This window comes from Streptomyces sp. NPDC091376, assembly GCF_044757085.1.
Classification (GTDB): domain Bacteria; phylum Actinomycetota; class Actinomycetes; order Streptomycetales; family Streptomycetaceae; genus Streptomyces; species Streptomyces pratisoli.
Genome location: NZ_JBIVUF010000001.1, coordinates 427,509 through 446,248, shown reverse-complemented (window position 1 = coordinate 446,248; position 18,740 = coordinate 427,509). Strand labels below are relative to the sequence as shown.

Genomic DNA, 18,740 nt, shown 5'->3' with positions numbered 1-18,740 from the left:
GGAGCGCGATGAGCCGGCTTTCGAGACGTTCACTGCTCAGCACCGCGGGAGCGATCGGGGTGAGTACGGCCTTCGCCGCCCCCGCCTCCGGCGCCTCCGACGACAACAGTGACGCCGGCAGCGGCAGCGGCGCCGGCAGGGGCGAAGGACCCACGGCTACGGACCCCGCCCGCGCCGCGCTGCACCGCCTGCTGATCCCCCACCACGCCGCACAGTTCCGGCTCTCGGACCTGCCCGAGGACGGCGGCGGGGAACGCTTCCGGGTCTCCGGCACCACGGGACGCATCGAGGTCGCCGGCACCGGCCCCGTGGCCCTGCTCACCGGCGTGCACTGGTACCTCAAGTACGAGTGCGGAGCCCATGTCTCCTGGGCCGGCACCCAGCTGGACCTCCCCCTCCGGCTCCCCGCACCCCAGCGCCCGCTCGAACGCGCGGCCACCGTCCCGCACCGGTTCGCGTTCAACGACACCCATGACGGCTACACGGCCCCGTACGCGGACTGGCCGCGCTGGGAGCGGCTGATCGACGTCCTCGCCCTGCACGGCTGCAACGAGGTCCTGGTCACCCCGGGCCAGGAAGCCGTCTACCACCGGCTGCTCCAGGACTTCGGCTACTCCGACGCCGAGGCGCGCACCTGGCTCCCCGCCCCGTCCCATCAGCCGTGGTGGCTCCTGCAGAACATGAGCGCGTACGGCGGCCCGATGAGCCCCGAGCTGGTCGCCCGGCGCGCCGAGCTGGGCCGGCGAATCACCGCCCGGCTGCGCGAGCTGGGCATGTCCCCCGTCATGCCCGGCTACTTCGGCACCGTCCCCGACGGTTTCGCCGACCGCAACCCCGGTGCCCGCACCGTTGCGCAGGGCACCTGGTCCGGTCTGAAGCGGCCCGACTGGCTCGATCCGCGCACGGAGGCCTTCGAGCGGGTCGCGGCCGCGTTCTACCGTCACCAGCACGATCTGTTCGGCGAGATCGGGCACTTCAAGATGGACCTGCTGCACGAGGGCGGCTCCGCCGGGGACGTGCCCGTGCCGGACGCCGCCCGAGCCGTGGAGCGGGCCCTGCGGACCGCCCGCCCCGGTGCGCTGTGGCTGATCCTGGGCTGGCAGGCCAATCCGCGCCGTGATCTGCTCGACGCCCTCGACAAGAGGCATCTGCTCATCGTCGACGGACTGTCCGATCTCGACACCGTCGTGGACCGTGAGAAGGACTGGGGAGGTGCGCCGTACGCGTTCGGCACCATCCCGAACTTCGGCGGGCGGACCACGCTCGGCGCCAAGACGCACATCTGGACCGAGCGGTTCACGCGGTGGCGGGACAAGCCGGGCTCCGCGCTGGCCGGGACCGCCTACATGCCCGAGGCCGCCGAGCGCGATCCGGCGGCGCTGGAGCTGTTCTCCGAACTGGCCTGGCACGAGGAGGCGATCGACCGCGAGGAGTGGTTCGCCGGGTACGCCGATCTGCGCTACGGCGGCCGGGACGAGGCGGCCCGGGCCGCGTTCGCCGCGCTGCGGGACTCCGTCTACCGGATCAGCAGCCGGGACGGCCGCCCGCACGACTCCATCTTCGCCGCCCGGCCGTCGCTGACGGCCGCGTCCGGTACGTACTACGCCACCCACACGCCCGCCTACCACCCCGGCGTCCTCGACCAGGCCTTCGCGGCGCTGCTGGACGTACGGGAGGAGCTGCGGGGATCCGACGCGTACCGCTACGACCTCACCGATCTGGGCCGGCAGGCGCTCGCGAACCGCTCCTGGCAGCTGCTGCCGCACCTGGAGGCCGCCCACGGGCGCGGCGACCAGGTGGCCTTCCGGACCCTGTCGCGGCTGTGGCTGAAGCTGATGCGGCTGAGTGAGGAGATGACCGGCTCGCATCGTGCGTTCCTGCTCGGGCCGTGGCTGGAGGACGCGAAGCGCATGGCCTCGTCGGAGGCCGAGCGGGAGCAGCTGGAGCGCACCGCCCGGGTTCTCGTCACCACGTGGGCGGACCGGGTCACGGCGGACGCCGGCCGGCTCGCGAACTATGCCAACCGGGACTGGCAGGGCCTGGTCGGTGACTTCCATCTGCCGCAGTGGCAGGCGTTCCTGGACGAGCTGGAGGACGCGCTCGCGCAGGGCAGGCCACCGAAGGCGTTCGACTGGTACGCGACCGAGGAGCCGTGGACCCGGGAACGGACCGCGTATCCGCTGCGGCCGGTGCGCGATCCGTACCGTACGGCGCGCCGGGTGCACGAGGTGCTGTCCCTGGCCCCGTACCAGGGCACCGTCACCGTCACGGCGACGCCCCCGGTGTTGGGGCCGGGCGGCACCGCCTCGGTCACGGCCGCCTTCCGCAACGTGAACGGGCTGCGGGGCACGGGGCCGGTGGACTTCGCGGTCACCGGACTCGGCGAGCAGCCGCCGCGAGCCCTGCCGCCCGTGCCGGCGGCCGGTTCGGGGACGGTGGGCTGGACGGTGCAGGCCCCGCCGGGCCCGCTCACCTCCCCGCTCGAACCGTTGCCGTACGAACTGCGCGCCACCTACGGGCCGCAGGGCGAGACGCCCGTCACCGCGGTGCACCGGGGCAGCCTGTACGTGGCCGGCCCGCTCCCCGCCGGATGGCGGACGCATTCGAGCAACTCGGCCGTGTTCGGGCACCTGGACGGCCGCTTCGCGATCAACGGCGGCGGCGGTGACCTGTGGCGGACGACCGAGCAGTTCGGGGCGGTCCACCGGCAGGGCGTGCTGCGGGACGGCGTGAGCCTGACGCTGCGGGTGGACTCCCAGCCGGCGACGGGCGCCTGGGCGCGGGCGGGCATCGTCGTGCGCAACAGCCTGGCGACGGCCGGCTCCCCCGGATTCCTCAATCTCGCGGTCACCCCGGCGAACGGGGTCGTCTTCTCGTACGACAGTGACGGCGACGGCACGGTGGACGCCTACCGGCGGGTGACGGGGGTGACGGCGCCGGTGCTGCTGCGGCTGGGCCGCGCGGACGGCCGGTTCACCGGCGAGTGCTCCACGGACGACGGCGCGACGTGGCGCCTTGTCGCCACGCCGACGGTGCCGGGCGCGGCGGCGGTGCAGGACGCGGGCCTGTTCATGACGGCCGCGCACAACGGGACCGGGGCCAGGGGCACGGTCGGCTTCAGCGGGCTGTCGGGCTGGCCGTCGGACTGACCGCGTCGGCTCACCGGTACCGGTCCGGCGGCACCGGTCCGGGCGGACCGTGGCGAGCGGGCACCGTGCCGGGTTCGCCCTGACGGTCGTCGGTGTGACGCCCGGGTACCCGGCTGCCGCGTTCGACGAGCCGGCGAGGCTCCACGGCTCGACGGAACGCTGCGTACCGGAGGTCTCGGCGTGCCGGACGAGGCGGTGGAACGGATGCGTGAACGCCTCACCGCGACACGGCAGTACGGCTTTCCCCAGCCTGGTGACTATCGCAGTATTCGCTCGTTCTGCTGAACGTGAGCACCCAGGATCTCGTACGCCCCGCCGTCGGTGTCGAGCAGGCCGAGGCCGCGCTCGTCGAGCACTATCCGCGTCTGGTGCGGATGGCGTATCTCGTCCTGCCGCCGTCGCTCGGCCGCAACCGGCGGGTGCTGACCGCCCACTCCGTCGTGCAGCGTTCGCTGCCGCGCGGACGGGCCGGGCGCGGCTCCGGGGGCTCGGCGGGGGTGCCTGTGCCGCGCGGGACGGCCGCGCCCGGATACGCGTACATCCGCGGCCGGGTGCTGCGGCAGGCGCTGGAGGCGGGGCTTCCGCTCAGACGGCCGGCCTGGCCGAAGCGCGCCCAGTTCCCGCCGCTGCTGCCCCAGGTGTGGGGCCTGCGGGTGTTCCCCCGCTCCGGCGGTGCCGACGAACTCGCCCTGGACCAGCAGTTGTCCGCGCTGTCCGGTCCGGCACGCGCCGCGTACGTGCTGCGCGGTCTCGAACAGCTGCCGGACGCGGAGGTGCGGCACGTCCTGAGCGACGCCGGGGTCGGGGACCCGCACGCGCCGCTCGCCGAGGCCGACGGCGTCCGGACGCCGGGAGGCAGGAGCGCCGCCGCGCTGCTGGCCTCCCCCGAGTTCGACCCCTGCTCGCTCCAGGCCCGCCCCACCGATCTGATGCGCCGCCGCCAGCACGCGAAGGCGGCGCTCGCGGCGGTGGCGGCCGTGCTGGTCTGCGGCCTGCTGCTGGGACTGCCGGGCGAGGGCTGGGGGCGCGACGGCGCCGCGGCCCCGCTGTACGCGCGCAACCCGGCGGCCGAGGCGGCCCTGGACCCTGGCCAGTTGCGCCGCGTCGGCCCCATGGCCTGGCAGAGCGCCACGCGCACCGACTTCTCCGTCTGGCCGGCCCGCGGAAGGCTGACGGGCGACCGCGCGCTGCTGGGCCGGGCGCTCGCCGTATGGGCGCGGCCAGGCGTCCGGGTGCAGGTGTCGGCGACGCCCGGCACTCCGCCCGGGCCGCCGATGGGCGCACCGCAGCTGCTGTTCGCCGGGGAGGTGGACCGCGCCCGGGTGGTGCTGTTCCACGACGGGCTGCGGATCGTGCGGTACGCCGAGCCGAACGACGCGACGACCGGCGGCCCGGCCCTCGACCTCGCCCGTGCCGATGCCGCGGACGGGGCCTCCTCCGGGGCCCTGCTCATCGGCCGGGGCCACGGCAACGTCCGCTATCTGACGGCTCCCTGGGTACGCGGGTCCGCGGTGCGTGATCTGCTCGACCCGGCGGGGGAGCCACGTCCGCTGCGGCGCGACGCGCACGGGGTGACCGAGCCGCTGGCGAGCGCGGTCCAGGCCAGGGACTGCCGGACCTGGGCCGCGCTGGAGCTGACGGACGACGGCGCACGGCGGCTGTTGACCGACCTGGGCGAGCTGACCCCGGCCCGGCTGACCTGGGGTCCGCCGTCGGCCAACGCCGATGTGCCGGGTGAGGGGCGGTCGGCCCGTCGGGCGTGGGCGCGTACGGCCTGTCTGCTCCGCGCGATGCGTTCGCACGGGGTGAGGGAGGTCAACACCTGGGAGTACGCCCGGCAGACCCTGCCGGAGGGGGACGGCACCGCGGCCTGGCTGTGCACGCGGGCCGAGACCTGGCGTGGCACGGGCAGCCGTGTGCTCGCCCAGATCCAGACGCCGTCGCCCCGCCCGCCCGCCGAATCGCCGGGCACGGTCGTGGCCCGCTCCGAGGCCTCGCCCGCCTGCGGACCACGTGATCCACGCGTGCTGACGGGTGTGCTGTGGCAGTCCCGGGCGCGGCAGTGGTACGTACTGGCCGCGGGCAGCGAGCAGTTCGCCTCGCTGACCGCCAGCGGCGGGGTCACGGGCAGCACCCGGGGCAATCTCCTCTCCGTACCGGCGCGCAAGGGCGCACGGGCGGAGCTGAACGGACGTCTCGCGGACGGTACGCGGCTCGACTCGCTGCGCTGAACCGGATCGGCCCGTCCCGATCCGCTGCTGCGCGGACCCTGTTCCCACGACGTACCCATCAGTACATTGACGCCATGTCTAACACGCGGCCGGTCAAGGTGGCGTCGGAACACACGGCGCTCACAGCCCGAAAGGTCTCCTTCGCCTGGGAGGAGACCCCGCTCCACTGGGTCCCCGGCGATCCGTTCGCCACCCACACGATCAATGTGCTGCATCTGCTCCTCCCGGCCGGCGAACGCTGGTTCGTCCACGTCTACAAGCAGGTCCTGCCGCACATCCACGACGACCGGCTGCGCGAGGACGTCATCGGCTTCATCGGCCAGGAGGCGGTCCACTCGCAGGCCCATGACGACGTACTGCCGCACCTCAGGGAACTGGGCCTCGACCCCACCCCGTACACCGCGCAGGTCGACTGGTTCTTCGAGAAGCTGCTCGGCGACCGGACGCTGCCGCCCGGAAAGCCGCGCGCATGGTGGCTGAAGGAACGGGTCGCGCTGATCGCCGCGATCGAGCACTACACGGCCTTCCTCGGCGACTGGGTGCTCAACGCCGGTGAACTGGACCGGCGCGGCGCCGACCCGATGATGCTGGACCTGCTGCGCTGGCACGGCGCGGAGGAGGTCGAGCACCGCTCGGTCGCCTTCGACCTGTTCCTGCACGTCGACGGCAGCTACCGGCGCCGGGTGCGGACCTGGGCGGCGGCCTTCTCCGCGCTCGTCTTCCTCTGGCAGCGCGGCGCCCGCTTCTTCATGGAGAACGACCCCACACTGCTCGACGGCAGGGCGAGCTTCCGGGACTTCTACCGCGCGGGAAACCGCGGCGTCCTCCCGTCCACACCGGACATGCTGCGCTCCATCCCGCGCTATCTCAGCCGTGCCTACCACCCCAGCCAGGAGGGCAGCACCGCCCAGGCCGTCGCCTATCTGGCCTCGTCACCCGGCGCCAACGGCCTGAACGACAAGGCCGTGAAGAACAAGGGCCCGGACGGCAAGCGCGCGGACGGCAAGGGCGTGGACGGCCCGTTCCCGAAGGGAGGCCGCTGACATGCCCCGGCTGCGTACCGTCGTCCTCGTCGCCGGAACCGCGCTGCTGGCCAGGCGTGCCCTGCGCCGGCGTATCGCGGCGTCCCCGCTGTGGCCGATGCCCGCGCTGGAGGAACCGGTCTCGGGCAGGGGCGGTCGTCGCGCCTCCTCCCGCCGCGTGCTGGTCACCGAGCGCACCACGCCCGCCGAAGGCGTCGTCCAGCTCCGGCTGGAGGGTGCCCACCTGCCGCGCTGGGAGCCGGGCGCGCACATCGACCTCGTCCTGCCCTCCGGCCGCGTACGCCAGTACTCGCTCTGCGGCGACCCGGAGGACTCCGGTGCGTACACGATCGCGACCCGCCTGGTCGAGGACGGCCGCGGCGGTTCGCGCGAGGTGCACGAGCACCTGCACGAGGGCACGGAGGTGGAGATCCGCGGTCCGCGCAACCGGTTCCCGCTCGCCGGGTCGGCCTCGTACCTCTTCCTCGCGGGCGGCATCGGCATCACCCCCGTCCTGCCCATGGTGCGGGCGCTGCACGCGGCGGGCGCCGCGAACTGGCGGCTGCTGTACTGCGGGCGCGACCGGGCCACGATGCCGTACGTCGAGGAGGCCGAGAAGCTGGGCGCGAAGACCGTGTCCGGCCGGCCGGACCTGGCGTTCCTGGCGGACCTTCCCGCGGAGACGGTGGTCTACTGCTGCGGCCCGCAAGGGCTGATGGACGCGGTCGCCGCCGCCCTGCCCGAGGGCCGGGAGCTTCGCCTGGAGCGGTTCACGGGCGCGGCCGCCGCCCCCGGCGGTGCGTTCGAGCTCGAACTGCGCCGCTCCGGGCGGACGCTCACGGTCCCCGCCGGCCGCTCGGTGCTCGACGCCGTGCGCGACGAGCTGCCGGACGTCTCCTACTCCTGCCGGCAGGGCTTCTGCGGCACCTGCCGACAGCGGGTGCTGGAGGGCGGGATCGACCACCGGGACGAGCTGCTCACGGACGCGGAACGGTCCGACTCGATGCTGATCTGCGTCTCCCGGTGCACGAGCGGGCGCCTCGTCCTGGACCTGTGACCCCGGCGCGTGCGGCTCAAGAGGTCCGCGCGGCGCAGGAATCCGCGCGGCGCAGGAATCCGCCCGTTTCAGGGCAGCAGCACCCAGTCCGCGGCCAGGGCCGCCACCAGGCCCGCGCCCAGCAGATACGTACCCAGCCGGGTGCGTCCGTGGCGGCTCAGCTCGATGACGACTCCGCACAGGATCATGGCCAGTCCGTACACCCCGACCACGAGGACGGACGTACGACTGGCCAGCCGCACCACCAGAACGACCGCGAGAGCCACGAGCAGTACGGACGCTGCCGTGATGCGGAGGAGCCGCGCCTGGCGCGGGGTCATGCCCTGTGGCACAGGGGCGGTGGTGTCCTGGTCAGAAGCGGTCATATCCCGGGAGCGTACCCGGCGGGAGGCGGACGCTGTTCGACGACCGGCCGTTACGCTGTTCGCATGACGACCGGGGTTCGCCGCAGGATGGGCGTCGAAGAGCGCCGAGAGCAGCTGATCGGCGTGGCGCTGGAGCTGTTCGGCCACCGCTCCCCCGACGAGGTGTCGATCGACGAGATCGCCGCCGCCGCGGGCATCTCGCGCCCGCTGGTGTACCACTACTTCCCGGGCAAGCAGAGCCTGTACGAGGCGGCACTGCGGCGCGCGGCCGACGAACTCGCCGCCCGGTTCCAGGAGAAGCAGGAGGGGCCGCTCGGGGCCCGGCTGCTGCGCGTCATGGGACGGTTCTTCGATTTCGTGGACGAGCACGGTCCGGGGTTCTCCGCGCTGATGCGCGGCGGGCCTGCCGTAGCCGCGGGCGGGTCGTGCCCAACAGGCGCGGCCACGACCACCAACGCCATGATCGACGAGGTCAGGCACGCCGCGTACGAGCAGATCATGGCCCACCTCGACGTCGGCGACCGGTCGCCGCGGCTGCGGCTCGTCGTCCGTTCCTGGGTGTCGCTCGCCGAGACGACGGCGCTGCTGTGGCTGGACGGGCGGGAGATTCCGCGCGCCGAGCTGGAAGTGCAGCTGGTGCACGACTTCGTGGCGCTGGTGGCGGTGCCGGCGGCGTACGACGACTCCATGGCCACGGTGCTCATGCGCATCCTCGCGGACGAGCCGGCCGACGGTCCCTTCGCTGAACTCGTCGGCCGGCTCATGGCGCTGGCGCCTCAGGCGGTACGCGTGCCGGAGCAGCGCGACACCTGACCCACGGCGGTCAGCCGCGGGTGAAGACGGCCACCGTCCGGCCGGGCACGGTGAAGGTGCCCGAGCCCGCCTCGTACGAGGCGGACCTCACCACCGCGTCGGCGCCCGCCGCCTGCACCGGGTGCAGACCGTAGGACGTGCCCGCGACCGCGCCGATCCGCTGCGACGTGCGCTCCGGTGTGGCGTTGAACACCACGACCAGCTCGCCCAGACGCATGGTGATCACACCGGGCGTCTCGTCCTTCCCCGACAGCGGGAAGGACAGCGCCGACTGCACCTGCTCCGCCGTGCCGAGCCCGAACGCCCGCTCCGTCGTACGGATCTTCAGCAGATCGCGGTACGCGGCCGAGGCGCCGTTGATCTCGGGGCAGCCCGGCGTCAGCGTCGGCGCGGTCAGCAGCGGCCCGGCGTAGGACCACTTGGGCTTGTTGTCGGCGGCGGGCGGCAGGCCGCGGCCGAAGCCGTTGCCGTCGCGGCAGTCCCAGTGGATGGTGTTGAACCAGTCGCCGCTGTCGTAGGAGTTGCGGTCGAGCGACTTCGACCGGAGGAGGTCGGAGCCTGCCTGCGACAGCGCGGGTCCCTGTGACAGCGTGGCCGTCGCCATCGCCAGCACCTGCATCCGCGAGCGGTCAGCGGCGGAGACGGCCGACGGCAGCTTGAACGCCAGGGCGTCGTAGAGCGTCTCGTTGTCGTGCGCGTCCGCGTAGGCGAGGGCGTCTCCTGGCGCGGCGGCGTAGCCGGCCGGTGAGCCGTTGTAGTCGACCTCGGAGCCCTTGACCTCGGTGCCGCGGGTGTCGGTGAAGGTGTACGACGCGAGGTTCCCGGAGAGCCCGACCTTGATCAGGTCCTGGTAGTGGAGCAGCCTCGCCCGCTGCTCGGCCGGGGTGCCGTTGGCCTTCGAGGAGTTGGGCTCGGTGAACAGGCCGGAGGCGAAGCCCTGGACGCCCGGGTCCTCGTCGAAGGGCCCGCCGCCGCGGACGGCGTCCCGCGCCCGGTCGGAGAAGGTCGCGATCCCGGTCCCTGCCATGTTCTTCTGGGTGGCCTGGACGAAGCGGGCGTCGTCGGCGATCTCGCCGAAGTTCCAGCCCTCCCCGTACAGGATGATCTTCTTTCCGTCGACGCCGTCCTTCTCGACGGTCAGCGCGTCCAGGGCCTTGCGGACGGCGAGGATGTTCGCCTTCGGGTGGTGGCCCATGAGGTCGAAGCGGAAGCCGTCGACCTTGTACTCCCTGGCCCAGGTGACGACCGAGTCGACGACGAGCTTGCCCATCATGGCGTTCTCGGGCGCGGTGTTGGCGCAGCAGGTGGAGGTGGCCACGGTGCCGTCGTCGAGGAGCCGCTGGTAGTAGCCGGGCACGATCCGGTCCAGGACGGACTTCTCCGACTGACCGCTCGCGACGGTGTGGTTGTAGACGACGTCCATGACCGTGCGCAGCCCGGCGTCGCCCAGGCCCTGCACCATCCGCCGGAACTCGACCGTGCGGCGGGTGCCCTCGGGGTCGGAGGCGTAGGAGCCCTCGGGGACGCTGTAGTGCAGCGGGTCGTAGCCCCAGTTGTAGGCGTCCTTCGCGGCGGCCTTCGTGACACACGCCTGCTGCTCGTCGGAGTCGGGCGCGTACGCCGTCAGGTCGCAGTCGGGCACGGCCTGGTCCGACGTCTTCTCCGGGATGGTGCCGATGTCGAAGGCGGGCAGCAGATGGACGTACGAGGTGCCGCTCTTCGCGAGCGACGTCAGGTGCTTCATGCCGGCCGAGTCGCGGTCGGTGAAGCCCAGATAGCCGCGGGTGGAGAAGTCCCGGATGTGCAGCTCCTGGATCTGGGCGTCCCTCAGCGGCACGGCGGCGGGCTTGCTCGGTGTCGACCAGCCCTCGGGGGCGAGCTTCGGGTCGGTGAGGTCGACGACGAGGCTGCGGGCCGAGTCGGTGGTGAGCGCGGTGGAGTACGGGTCGGTGACCTTGTTGGTGACCAGCTGCCGGACGCTGGGCGCCCAGACGGTCACGGCGTACCGGTACGGCTTTCCGTTCCAGCTCGCCGGGCCGGTGACCGACCAGACGCCGGAGGCGTCGTCGCGGCGCATCGGCACGGTCCTGCCGTCGAGTTCGAGGGCGACCTTCCGCGCGGTGGGCGCCCATACGGACAGCGTCGGGCGGCCCTTGCGGAACACCGGCCCGAGCGCGGCTCCCTGGGCCTTCCCGGCGTACAGGTCGTCGAGGACGCCCGGGATCTGCACGCCGGTGGCGGCGAGCAGAGCGCCCGCTTCGTTGCGCTGGGTGGCGATGAGCTGGCCGCGCAGGGCCTCCTGGACCCGGTCGCGGTCGCGCGGGTCGACGGTGAAGGCGGGGAAGTCCTTCAGGTGCGGGAACTTCGCCTTCTGGGCGTCGCTCAGCGCGGCCGGGCCGAGGCGCAGCCACCGGCCCTCGTCGCTGAGCGCCCCGTCGACGACCTCGATCCCGCCGCCGGGCGCGTACACGAGCTGCTGGCTGGTGGCGTCGGTCGCTTTCACCTTCCACACGACGGTGTTCCGGTCGATGAACTGCGCCTCGGCCTTCGACAGATCCGGCGAGGGAGCGCCGCCGGTCATCGGCAGCAGGTACTTCGGCTGCCCCGCGAGCATCCACACCTCGCGGCCGTGGCTGCCGAACGACAGCGACTGGTCGGTGGGCAGGTCCTTCTCGTCGCCCTTGTGGAGGATGTAGCTGAGCGAGGTGGCGCCTTCGGCGAGCGGGACCTCGAAGACCGCGCCGTACGCGTCCTCGCGGACCGGCATCAGCGGCTTCGACCAGTCGGTGGGCTCGGCGGCGCCGGTCCAGGTGTGCAGTCCCCAGCCGTCGTAGTCGCCGTCGGCCCGCTGGTAGTGCAGCACCGCCTTCTTCGTGTCCTGCGGCGGGTCGGCGCCGTCGGGCGGCGTCTCGGACTGGCCGTCCTGGCCCTGCGTGATCCAGACCTCGCCGGTGCGGGCGAGGTTGATGCTTCGCTGCGGACCGTCGGCGGTGCCGTCCTTCTCCACCGTGTACGTGATGGTGGACGCGCCCTCGGGGACCTTGACCCAGGCGAAGGCGCCCCAGGCGTCCCGGCCGGTGAAGCTTCCCGTCAGGTCACCGGACTTCAGCTGCCAGCCGTCGTAGTCGCCTCCCCCGGGGCGCTTGTAGTGGACGACGGCGTACGTGCGATCGACGGCCGTCGGCTTCTCGGGCGGCGGGAGGTGTCCCGCGGTCGTGGCGGCGAGGGCGCTCGCCGTGCGGCCGAGGCTGTCGACGACCACCGCCTTGTAGCGCAGGGGCGTTCCGGCGGGAGCGGTGATGTGCTGGGTGACCTTGTACGGGGCGTGGTCGGCGGTGCCGAGGGTGCGCCAAGCGCCGTTGCCGACCTGGGCGGCGAAGACGACCCGGTTGAGCTGTCCGTCCTCGACGTCGGCGGAGAGCTCCACGGTGCCGGTCGCTCCGGCCGCCGGGGCCTTCAGGGTGAGGGACGGCTTCGCGGCGGGTGGTGCCAGGGGGCCGGTCGCGCGCAGTACCAGGGACGACAGCGCGGGCACCGTGACCGTGATCTTCCCGCCGGTGACCCGTACGGCGCCGGAGCCTCCGTACAGGACGCGGAAGGCCGCCGAGTCCACGGGCAGGGTCACGGTCTTCGCGGTCGTGGCGTTGTTGGTCGCCACGACGTACTCGACGCGCTTCTTCGCGTCCGTACGCGAGAAGGCGTAGACGGAGTCCTTGGCATACCGCTCCTGCTGGACGCCGTCGCGCAGCGCCGGGTGCTCGCGGGTCAGCTTCGACAGCGCGGCGATCGAGCGGTAGACGGGGTGCGCGGGGTCGTAGGCGTCGTCGGCGTGGGTGCGAGCCGTGCCGAGCTGGTCGTCGTCGAGATAGTCGGCGGTCTTCGAGGCGAAGAGGGTCTGGCGGGCGTCCTTGTCGCCGCCGGCGCCGGTGAAGCCCTGCTCGTCGCCGTAGTAGACCACCGGGTTGCCGCGGCTGAGGAACATCAGCTCGTTGGCGAGCCGGGCCCGCTTCAGCAGTTCGGCGTCGTCCGCGCCGGGGTTGTCCTGCTTGAGGAAGGTGCCGATGCGGCCCATGTCGTGGTTGCCGAGGAAGGTCACCTGCTCGTAGGCATTGGCCTTGTCGGTGGTGTACCGGTGGTCGTCGGCGAAGACCTTCGCGAGCCGGCCGGCCTCGGCGCCCTGCGAGGCGTAGGCGCGGGCCGCGTCCTGGAACGGGAAGTCGAGGGTGGCGTCCAGCCGCCCCCGCGTGACGTACGGCGAGGTCACGGCGGTGTCGGCGGAGAAGACCTCACCGAACATGAAGAAGTCGTCGCGGCCGTGCTTCGCGGCGTACGCGTCGAGCGCGGTGGCCCACCGGGTCCAGAAGTCGAGGTCGACGTGCTTGACGGTGTCGATGCGGAAGCCGTCGATGTCGAAGTCGCGGACCCACTTCTCGTAGATCTTCCGCATGCCGTCGACGACCTCGGGGCGCTCGGTCCACAGGTCGTCGAGGCCGACGAAGTCGCCGTACTCCGCGCTCTCGCCGGCCCAGGTGGAGTCGCCGCGGTTGTGGTACATCGTCGGGTCGTTGAGCCACGCCGGGACCTTGGTGACGCCGCCCGCGCCCTTGACCGGGGTGTACGGGAAGGAGTCGGCGTCCACCGCGGCGACCGCGGTCCGGTCGTCGAAGGGACGGCCGGTCCTGTCGAGGTACGGGTAGGCGCCCTTGGGGCGGTAGCCGTAGGCCTTCTCGGCGTAGTCGACGGTGTCCGCGGTGTGGTTGGTGATGACGTCGAAGAAGACCTTCATGCCTTTGGCATGGGCCTTGTCGATCAGGGTCTCCAGGTCGTCGTTGGTCCCGAAGTGGGGGTCGACCTGGGTGAAGTCGGTGATCCAGTAGCCGTGGTAGCCGGCCGACGCGTCCTTCCCCGACCCCTGCACGGGCCGGTTCTTGAAGATCGGCGCGAGCCAGATGGCGGTCGTGCCGAGGCCCTTGATGTAGTCGAGACGCCGGGTGAGGCCCTTGAGGTCGCCGCCCTGGTAGAAGCCCTTGTCGGTGGGGTCGTAACCGGTCTGGAGGCGTGAACCGGTCAGCCCGCCGAGGTCGTTGGCGCGCTCGCCGTTCGCGAACCGGTCCGGGAGCACGAAGTAGAACTGCTCCCGGGTCAGGTCGTGCCGTGCGGGCTCGGCGGCGAGCTTCGCGTCCGCGGGTGGGGCGGGCGGCTTCGCCGCCGCGGCCGGTACGGCGGGCGCGAGCGCCGCGCAGAGGGCGGCGGCGAGCGTGGCCGCCACCGTTCTGCGCCGGCCGCGCCAGGGGCGTATCACAGAGGTCTCCCTTTCGTGTGCGGAAGGCCGGTCGGACCGTGCGGGTGCGAGGGCACCCGCACGGCCCGGCCGGCGCAGGGGGTCAGGCTGTGCAGTTCCTCGCACCGGCGTGCAGGGCGACCGCGGTGTTGGGGCCCAGGGTCCGGGTGAACTGGCCGGAGCCGTTGACCGCGACGCCGGTGCCGGTCTGGACGTCGCAGTAGTTCCCGGCCGGGAGCGAGGTCTGGAACGTGCGGGTCAGCGAGGACGATTCGTGGTTGATGGCGACGTACGCCTTGTCGCCGCGTCCGAAGGCGATCGCGTCGGCGCCGTTGTCCCACCAGTTGGTGACGGTCTGGCCCCGGGCGGTGTTCCGGAACGCGACCATCGAGGAGATCTCGTGCCAGGCGTGCTGGCACTTCCAGCCGTCGCTGTAACAGGCGTTGACCGTGCCGCCGTTCGGCGGGCCCGCGTCCTTGTCGGACCACTCGTACCCGGAGTGGACGTCGGGGGCCCCGTACGGCCAGGCCAGCATGAAGACGTTGGCCAGCGTGTAGTTGGCGCCGTCCTTGTAGTTGAGCGTGTCACCGCCGCGCTCGGTGTCGTGGTTGTCGACGAAGACGGCGGACCGGCCGCTCTCCATGTAGCCCCAGCCCTCGCCGTAGTTCTTCAGATAGGCGAGGTTCTCGTTGTTGAAGACCCTCTTGAGGTCACGGGCGTAACGGAACTCCTGCACATCGCCGTTGCCCAGGTACTCCGTCGGCTGGACGGCCTCACCGGCGCCGTGGATGGCCTCCTGCTTCCAGTACACGCCCGGGTTGGCGAGCTTGCCCTTGATCGCGGCGAGGTCGGCGGCCGGTATGTGCTTCGCGGCGTCGATCCGGAAGCCGTCGACGCCGAGCGACAGCAGGTCGTTCATATAGCCCGCGATCTTCGTGCGGACGTACTCCTCACCGGTGTCGAGATCGGCGAGCCCGACCAGTTCGCAGTACTGGACGTTGACGCGGTCCTGGTAGTTGGTGATCTGCGCCGTGCAGTCGTCCATGTCCCACGACGAGTACAGGCCGGGGTAGCCGTACTTCGTGTACGACGAGCCGCCCGTGCCCGTCCCGCTCCCGGCGGCCATGTGGTTGATGACGGTGTCGACGACTACCTTGACGCCCGCCGCGTGGCAGGCGTTGACCATGTTCGCGAACGCGGCGCGGTCGCCCAGCCGCCCCGCGATCCGGTAACTGACGGGCTGGTACGAGGTCCACCACTGCCCGCCCTGTATGTGTTCCTGGGGCGGCGAGACCTGGACGTACCCGTACCCGGCGGGACCCAGGGTGCTGCTGCACGCCTGCGCGACCGAGTCGAAGCGCCACTCGAACAGGACGGCGGTGACGTCCTTGCTACCGGGCGGGGCCGCCTGCGCGGCTCCTGCCGGCGCGATCACCGCGGCCGCTGCGCCCGCCACGAGGGCGAGTGCGGCGGCCAGAGATCTGCTGGCCATGTGGTTCCTCCTGCGGCTCAGGAAGGGTGTGGGGGTCGAGCCGAGGGCCTGCGTGGGGATTGAATGTTCTTGCTGCAAAGCTGAAAGGCCCTCTGCGCAGGTGACCGTAGGGCCAGACGGTCCATCGGTCAACGGTTGAGACATGTGCGCGACACATGGACGTGATGATTCCGCAAGAACTTGCAGGCTCCGGACCGTTCCAAGAAGACCTTGGCACCCCGCACAGAGCTGGGACGCCTCTGCGACACCTCGGCCGTCGCGACGGTCACCTGTCCGGCACTCCCGGCCTCCCCTGGCCGTGCCGTTGATCTACGAGCCCAGCCGGTCGAAACGGATCCCTCGGCCGCGTCGAACAGCCTCGCTCCTTCGGAGTCTTCATGGCCGTGTCGAGGGCCTCTGCTGGGCCGCTCGTGCTGTCAGGCTTCGGTGTCGGCGGCCTCATCGAGCAGGTCCATGGCCTGGTTGTGGAAGCTGCGTTCGGCGTCGCGGCAACGGGGCGTCATCGAGGCATACGCCATCAACGGGCTGAGCTGAGACACGGTGCCGCCGCCATCGCGGGAGGACTGCGATGGCGGCAGCCCTCAGCCGCGCGCCCGCGCCGTCGAGCCCCGGACCACCAGTTCCGGCTGGAAGACGTACTCCGTGCTCGGCACGGGATTGCCGCGGATCTCCTCCAGCAGTGCGCCGACCGCCGCCGACGCCATGGCCTGGACGGGCTGGCGGACGGTGGTCAGGGGCGGGTCGGTGAAGGGGATCAGGGCGGAATCGTCGTAGCCCACGACCGAGACGTCGCCCGGTACGTCCAGGCCGCGTTCGCGGGCGGCCCTGATGACGCCGAGGGCCATCATGTCGCTGCCGCAGACGATGCCGGTGCAGCCCGCGTCGAGGAGGTCCGCGGCCGCGGCGTGCCCACCCTCCAGGCTGAAGAGGGTGTGCCGGACGTAGCGCTCGGCACCCGGGCCCGCGGCTTCCAGGAAGCCCTGGGTCTTGCGGCGCGAGGGGACGTAGCGGAGCGGGCCGACGGCGAGGCCGATCCGGTCGTGGCCCAGTTCGGCGAGATGGCGCACGGCCATGCCGGCCGCCATGTGGTCGTCGGGCGAGACGAACGGCGCGGAGACCTGTTCGTTGTAACCGTTGACGAGGACGAACGGGACCCGTCGGGCGGCCAGTTCGGCGTAGCGGGTCTGGTCCGCGGCGGTGTCGGCGTGCAGACCGGAGAGGAAGACGATGCCGTCGACGCCGCTCTCCTCCAGCTGCTCGACGAGTTCGTCCTCGGTCGCTCCCCCGGGCTGCTGGCAGCACAGCACCGGGGTGTAGCCGTGTCCGGCCAGGACCTGTTCGATGACCTGGGCGAAGGCGGGGAAGATCGGGTTGGTGAGTTCGGGTACGACCAGCCCGATCAGCCCGGCGCTGCGCCGTCGAAGCCGTACGGGACGCTCGTAGCCGAGGATGTCGAGCGCGGCGAGCACCCGTGTCCGGGTCGCCGCCGAGACCCCCGGCTTGCCGTTGAGGACACGGCTGACCGTCGCCTCGCTGACGTCGGCCTGCGCGGCGATGTCCGTGAGCCGAGGGGCGCCCGCCCCCGCGGTGCCCCTCGGCCGGGGGATCGTCACACCGTCCACCACGCCGTCGCATCGGCCGGCAGGACGGCGGAGCCGTCGCTCACCGCCACCGGTGTGCTGGCCAGCAGGAGCGTGCCGGGCGCGGGGAGGCGTACCGGCGCGCCCGTGGTGTTGGTGGTGCAGACGAACCCGTCGCGGGACAGGGCGAGGACGCCGTCGGGGGCGTCCAGCCAGGTCACACCGGAGCCGGCGCCGAGGCCCGGGTGCTCGCGGCGGGTGGCGAGGGCGGCGCGGTACAGCTCGAGGGTGGAGCCGGTGATTCCGGTCTGGGCCTCCACGCTCAGCTCGGCCCAGTCCGCCGGCTGGGGGAGCCAGCTGCCGCCGCTGCCGAAGCCGTACGACGTGCCCGACCGTGTCCACGGGATCGGCACGCGGCAGCCGTCACGGAAGCCGTCCTGGCCCTCCGCACGGAAGAACGACGGATCCTGACGCACCTCGTCCGGCAGATCCGTCACATCCGGCAGACCCAGCTCCTCGCCCTGGTACACGTACACCGACCCCGGCAGCGCCAGCATCAGCAGCGTCGCCGCACGCGCCCGGCGGAGCCCCAGCTCACGGTCACCCTGCTCGCGCAGCTGCGTGCCGAGGCCGGGCGGGTTGCCGAAGCGGGTGGCGTGGCGGGTCACGTCGTGGTTGGACAGCACCCATGTCGTGGGGGCTCCGACGGGCCGCATCGCGGCGAGCGAGCCGTCGATGACCTGCCGCAGCTCCTTCGCGTCCCAGTTGGTGGTGAGGTACTGGAAGTTGAAGGCCTGGTGCATCTCGTCGGGGCGCACGTACATCGCGGTGCGCTCGACCGTCGGCGTCCAGGCCTCGGCGACGAGGATGCGCTCGCCCTCGTACTCGTCGAGGATCCGCCGCCAGGAGCGGTAGATCTCGTGGACGCCGTCCTGGTCGAAGAACGGCATGACATCGTTTCCGAGCAGCTTGAGCTGGTCGCCGGAGCCGATGTCGGGCAGGCCGGGGGCCTTGACCAGGCCGTGGGCGACGTCGACGCGGAAGCCGTCGGCACCCATGTCCAGCCAGAACCGCAGGATCGAGCGGAACTCGTCCTGGACGGCCGGGTGCTCCCAGTTGAAGTCGGGCTGCTCGGGGGCGAAGAGGTGGAGGTACCACTCTCCCGCGCCGCCGTCCGGGTTCGTGGTCCGGGTCCACGCCGGGCCGCCGAAGATCGACTCCCAGTCGTTGGGCGGCAGTTCGCCGTGCTCGCCCTTGCCGGGCCGGAAGTGGAACCGCTCGCGCAGCCGGGAGCCGGGGCCCTCGCGCAGCGCCTGGCGGAACCAGTCGTGCTGGTCGGAGCAGTGGTTGGGCACGAGGTCGACGATGATGCGCAGGTCCAGGGCGTGGGCACTGCGGATGAGCGCGTCGGCGTCGTGGAGGGTGCCGAACATCGGGTCGATGGCCCGGTAGTCGGCGACGTCGTATCCCGCGTCGGCCTGTGGGGAGGCGTAGAACGGGCTGAGCCAGACCGCGTCGACGCCGAGCTCCTTGAGGTACGGGAGCCGGCTGCGTATCCCGGCGAGATCGCCCATGCCGTCGCCGTTGCCGTCGGCGAAGCTGCGCGGATAGACCTGGTAGATCACCGCGTCCCGCCACCATGGCGCTGGCTCGGCGTGGGTGCCGGTCGTCGTCGTGGTGGCGGGGGCAGCGAGATGCTGGGTCATTTCATCCCTGGGATGGTGGTGGTTGGGGGGAACGTACGGAACGT

The 18,740-nt window shown here is 72.1% G+C and carries 10 protein-coding genes and 1 pseudogene; 5 read left to right on the top strand and 6 right to left on the bottom strand.

All coding sequences use genetic code 11. The features are described from left to right. The first annotated feature begins 8 nt into the window (after positions 1–8). The 4 genes from ACIQMR_RS01965 to ACIQMR_RS01950 all read left to right on the top strand — a co-directional run bounded on the left by ACIQMR_RS01965 (position 9) and on the right by ACIQMR_RS01950 (position 7,459). The gene (locus ACIQMR_RS01965; protein WP_401381749.1) at positions 9–3,149 is read left to right on the top strand and encodes an alpha-N-acetylglucosaminidase; all 3,141 of its coding nucleotides are present in this window, start codon (positions 9–11) and stop codon (positions 3,147–3,149) included. 374 nt (positions 3,150–3,523) lie between these two features. Continuing rightward, complete coding sequence (locus tag ACIQMR_RS01960; protein WP_401382646.1) at positions 3,524–5,380, top strand: hypothetical protein; 1,857 nt, start codon at positions 3,524–3,526, stop codon at positions 5,378–5,380. A 74-nt stretch (positions 5,381–5,454) separates the two neighbouring features. Continuing rightward, complete coding sequence (locus tag ACIQMR_RS01955; protein WP_401381747.1) at positions 5,455–6,423, top strand: metal-dependent hydrolase; 969 nt, start codon at positions 5,455–5,457, stop codon at positions 6,421–6,423. A 1-nt stretch (position 6,424) separates the two neighbouring features. Further along, complete coding sequence (locus tag ACIQMR_RS01950; RefSeq protein ID WP_401381744.1) at positions 6,425–7,459, top strand: PDR/VanB family oxidoreductase; 1,035 nt, start codon at positions 6,425–6,427, stop codon at positions 7,457–7,459. 68 nt (positions 7,460–7,527) lie between these two features. Here ACIQMR_RS01950 and ACIQMR_RS01945 read toward each other — a convergent pair whose 3' ends face one another. Beyond that, a complete protein-coding gene (locus tag ACIQMR_RS01945; protein ID WP_266374655.1) occupies positions 7,528–7,824 on the bottom strand; it encodes a hypothetical protein in 297 nt (98 codons plus the stop codon). Between the two features lie 63 nt (positions 7,825–7,887). On the opposite strand from ACIQMR_RS01945, the gene ACIQMR_RS01940 reads away from it, so the two are divergent. Continuing rightward, entirely contained in the window at positions 7,888–8,637 is a 750-nt protein-coding gene (locus tag ACIQMR_RS01940) for a TetR/AcrR family transcriptional regulator (protein WP_401381741.1), read from the top strand. A gap of 10 nt (positions 8,638–8,647) precedes the next feature. On the opposite strand, the gene pulA is transcribed toward ACIQMR_RS01940, so the two are convergent. The 5 genes and pseudogenes from pulA to ACIQMR_RS01915 all read right to left on the bottom strand — a co-directional run bounded on the left by pulA (position 8,648) and on the right by ACIQMR_RS01915 (position 18,696). Continuing rightward, complete coding sequence (gene pulA, locus ACIQMR_RS01935; RefSeq protein WP_401381739.1) at positions 8,648–13,939, bottom strand: pullulanase-type alpha-1,6-glucosidase; 5,292 nt, start codon at positions 13,937–13,939, stop codon at positions 8,648–8,650. A 91-nt stretch (positions 13,940–14,030) separates the two neighbouring features. Next, a pseudogene (locus ACIQMR_RS01930) lies at positions 14,031–15,410 on the bottom strand (alpha-amylase family protein); the annotation flags it as partial. A gap of 416 nt (positions 15,411–15,826) precedes the next feature. Next, positions 15,827–15,949 (bottom strand): hypothetical protein, encoded by a 123-nt coding sequence (locus ACIQMR_RS01925; protein ID WP_401381737.1) that lies wholly within the window; start codon positions 15,947–15,949, stop codon positions 15,827–15,829. 42 nt (positions 15,950–15,991) lie between these two features. Further along, positions 15,992–17,035, bottom strand: a complete 1,044-nt coding sequence (locus ACIQMR_RS01920) for a LacI family DNA-binding transcriptional regulator (RefSeq protein WP_401381735.1) — start codon at positions 17,033–17,035, stop codon at positions 15,992–15,994. After that, positions 17,020–18,696 (bottom strand): glycoside hydrolase family 13 protein, encoded by a 1,677-nt coding sequence (locus tag ACIQMR_RS01915; protein ID WP_401381733.1) that lies wholly within the window; start codon positions 18,694–18,696, stop codon positions 17,020–17,022. The genes ACIQMR_RS01920 and ACIQMR_RS01915 overlap by 16 nt, the downstream gene beginning before the upstream one ends. Between the last annotated feature and the right edge of the window lie 44 nt (positions 18,697–18,740).

Excerpts from the sequence above, each read along its gene's own strand:
- ACIQMR_RS01965 (WP_401381749.1), top strand. The coding sequence starts at position 9 with ATGAGCCGGCTTTCGAGACGTTCACTGCTCAGCACCGCGGGAGCGATC.
- ACIQMR_RS01960 (WP_401382646.1), top strand. The coding sequence starts at position 3,524 with ATGGCGTATCTCGTCCTGCCGCCGTCGCTCGGCCGCAACCGGCGGGTG.
- ACIQMR_RS01955 (WP_401381747.1), top strand. The coding sequence starts at position 5,455 with ATGTCTAACACGCGGCCGGTCAAGGTGGCGTCGGAACACACGGCGCTC.
- ACIQMR_RS01950 (WP_401381744.1), top strand. The coding sequence starts at position 6,425 with ATGCCCCGGCTGCGTACCGTCGTCCTCGTCGCCGGAACCGCGCTGCTG.
- ACIQMR_RS01945 (WP_266374655.1), bottom strand. The coding sequence starts at position 7,824 with ATGACCGCTTCTGACCAGGACACCACCGCCCCTGTGCCACAGGGCATG.
- ACIQMR_RS01940 (WP_401381741.1), top strand. The coding sequence starts at position 7,888 with ATGACGACCGGGGTTCGCCGCAGGATGGGCGTCGAAGAGCGCCGAGAG.
- ACIQMR_RS01915 (WP_401381733.1), bottom strand. The coding sequence starts at position 18,696 with ATGACCCAGCATCTCGCTGCCCCCGCCACCACGACGACGACCGGCACC.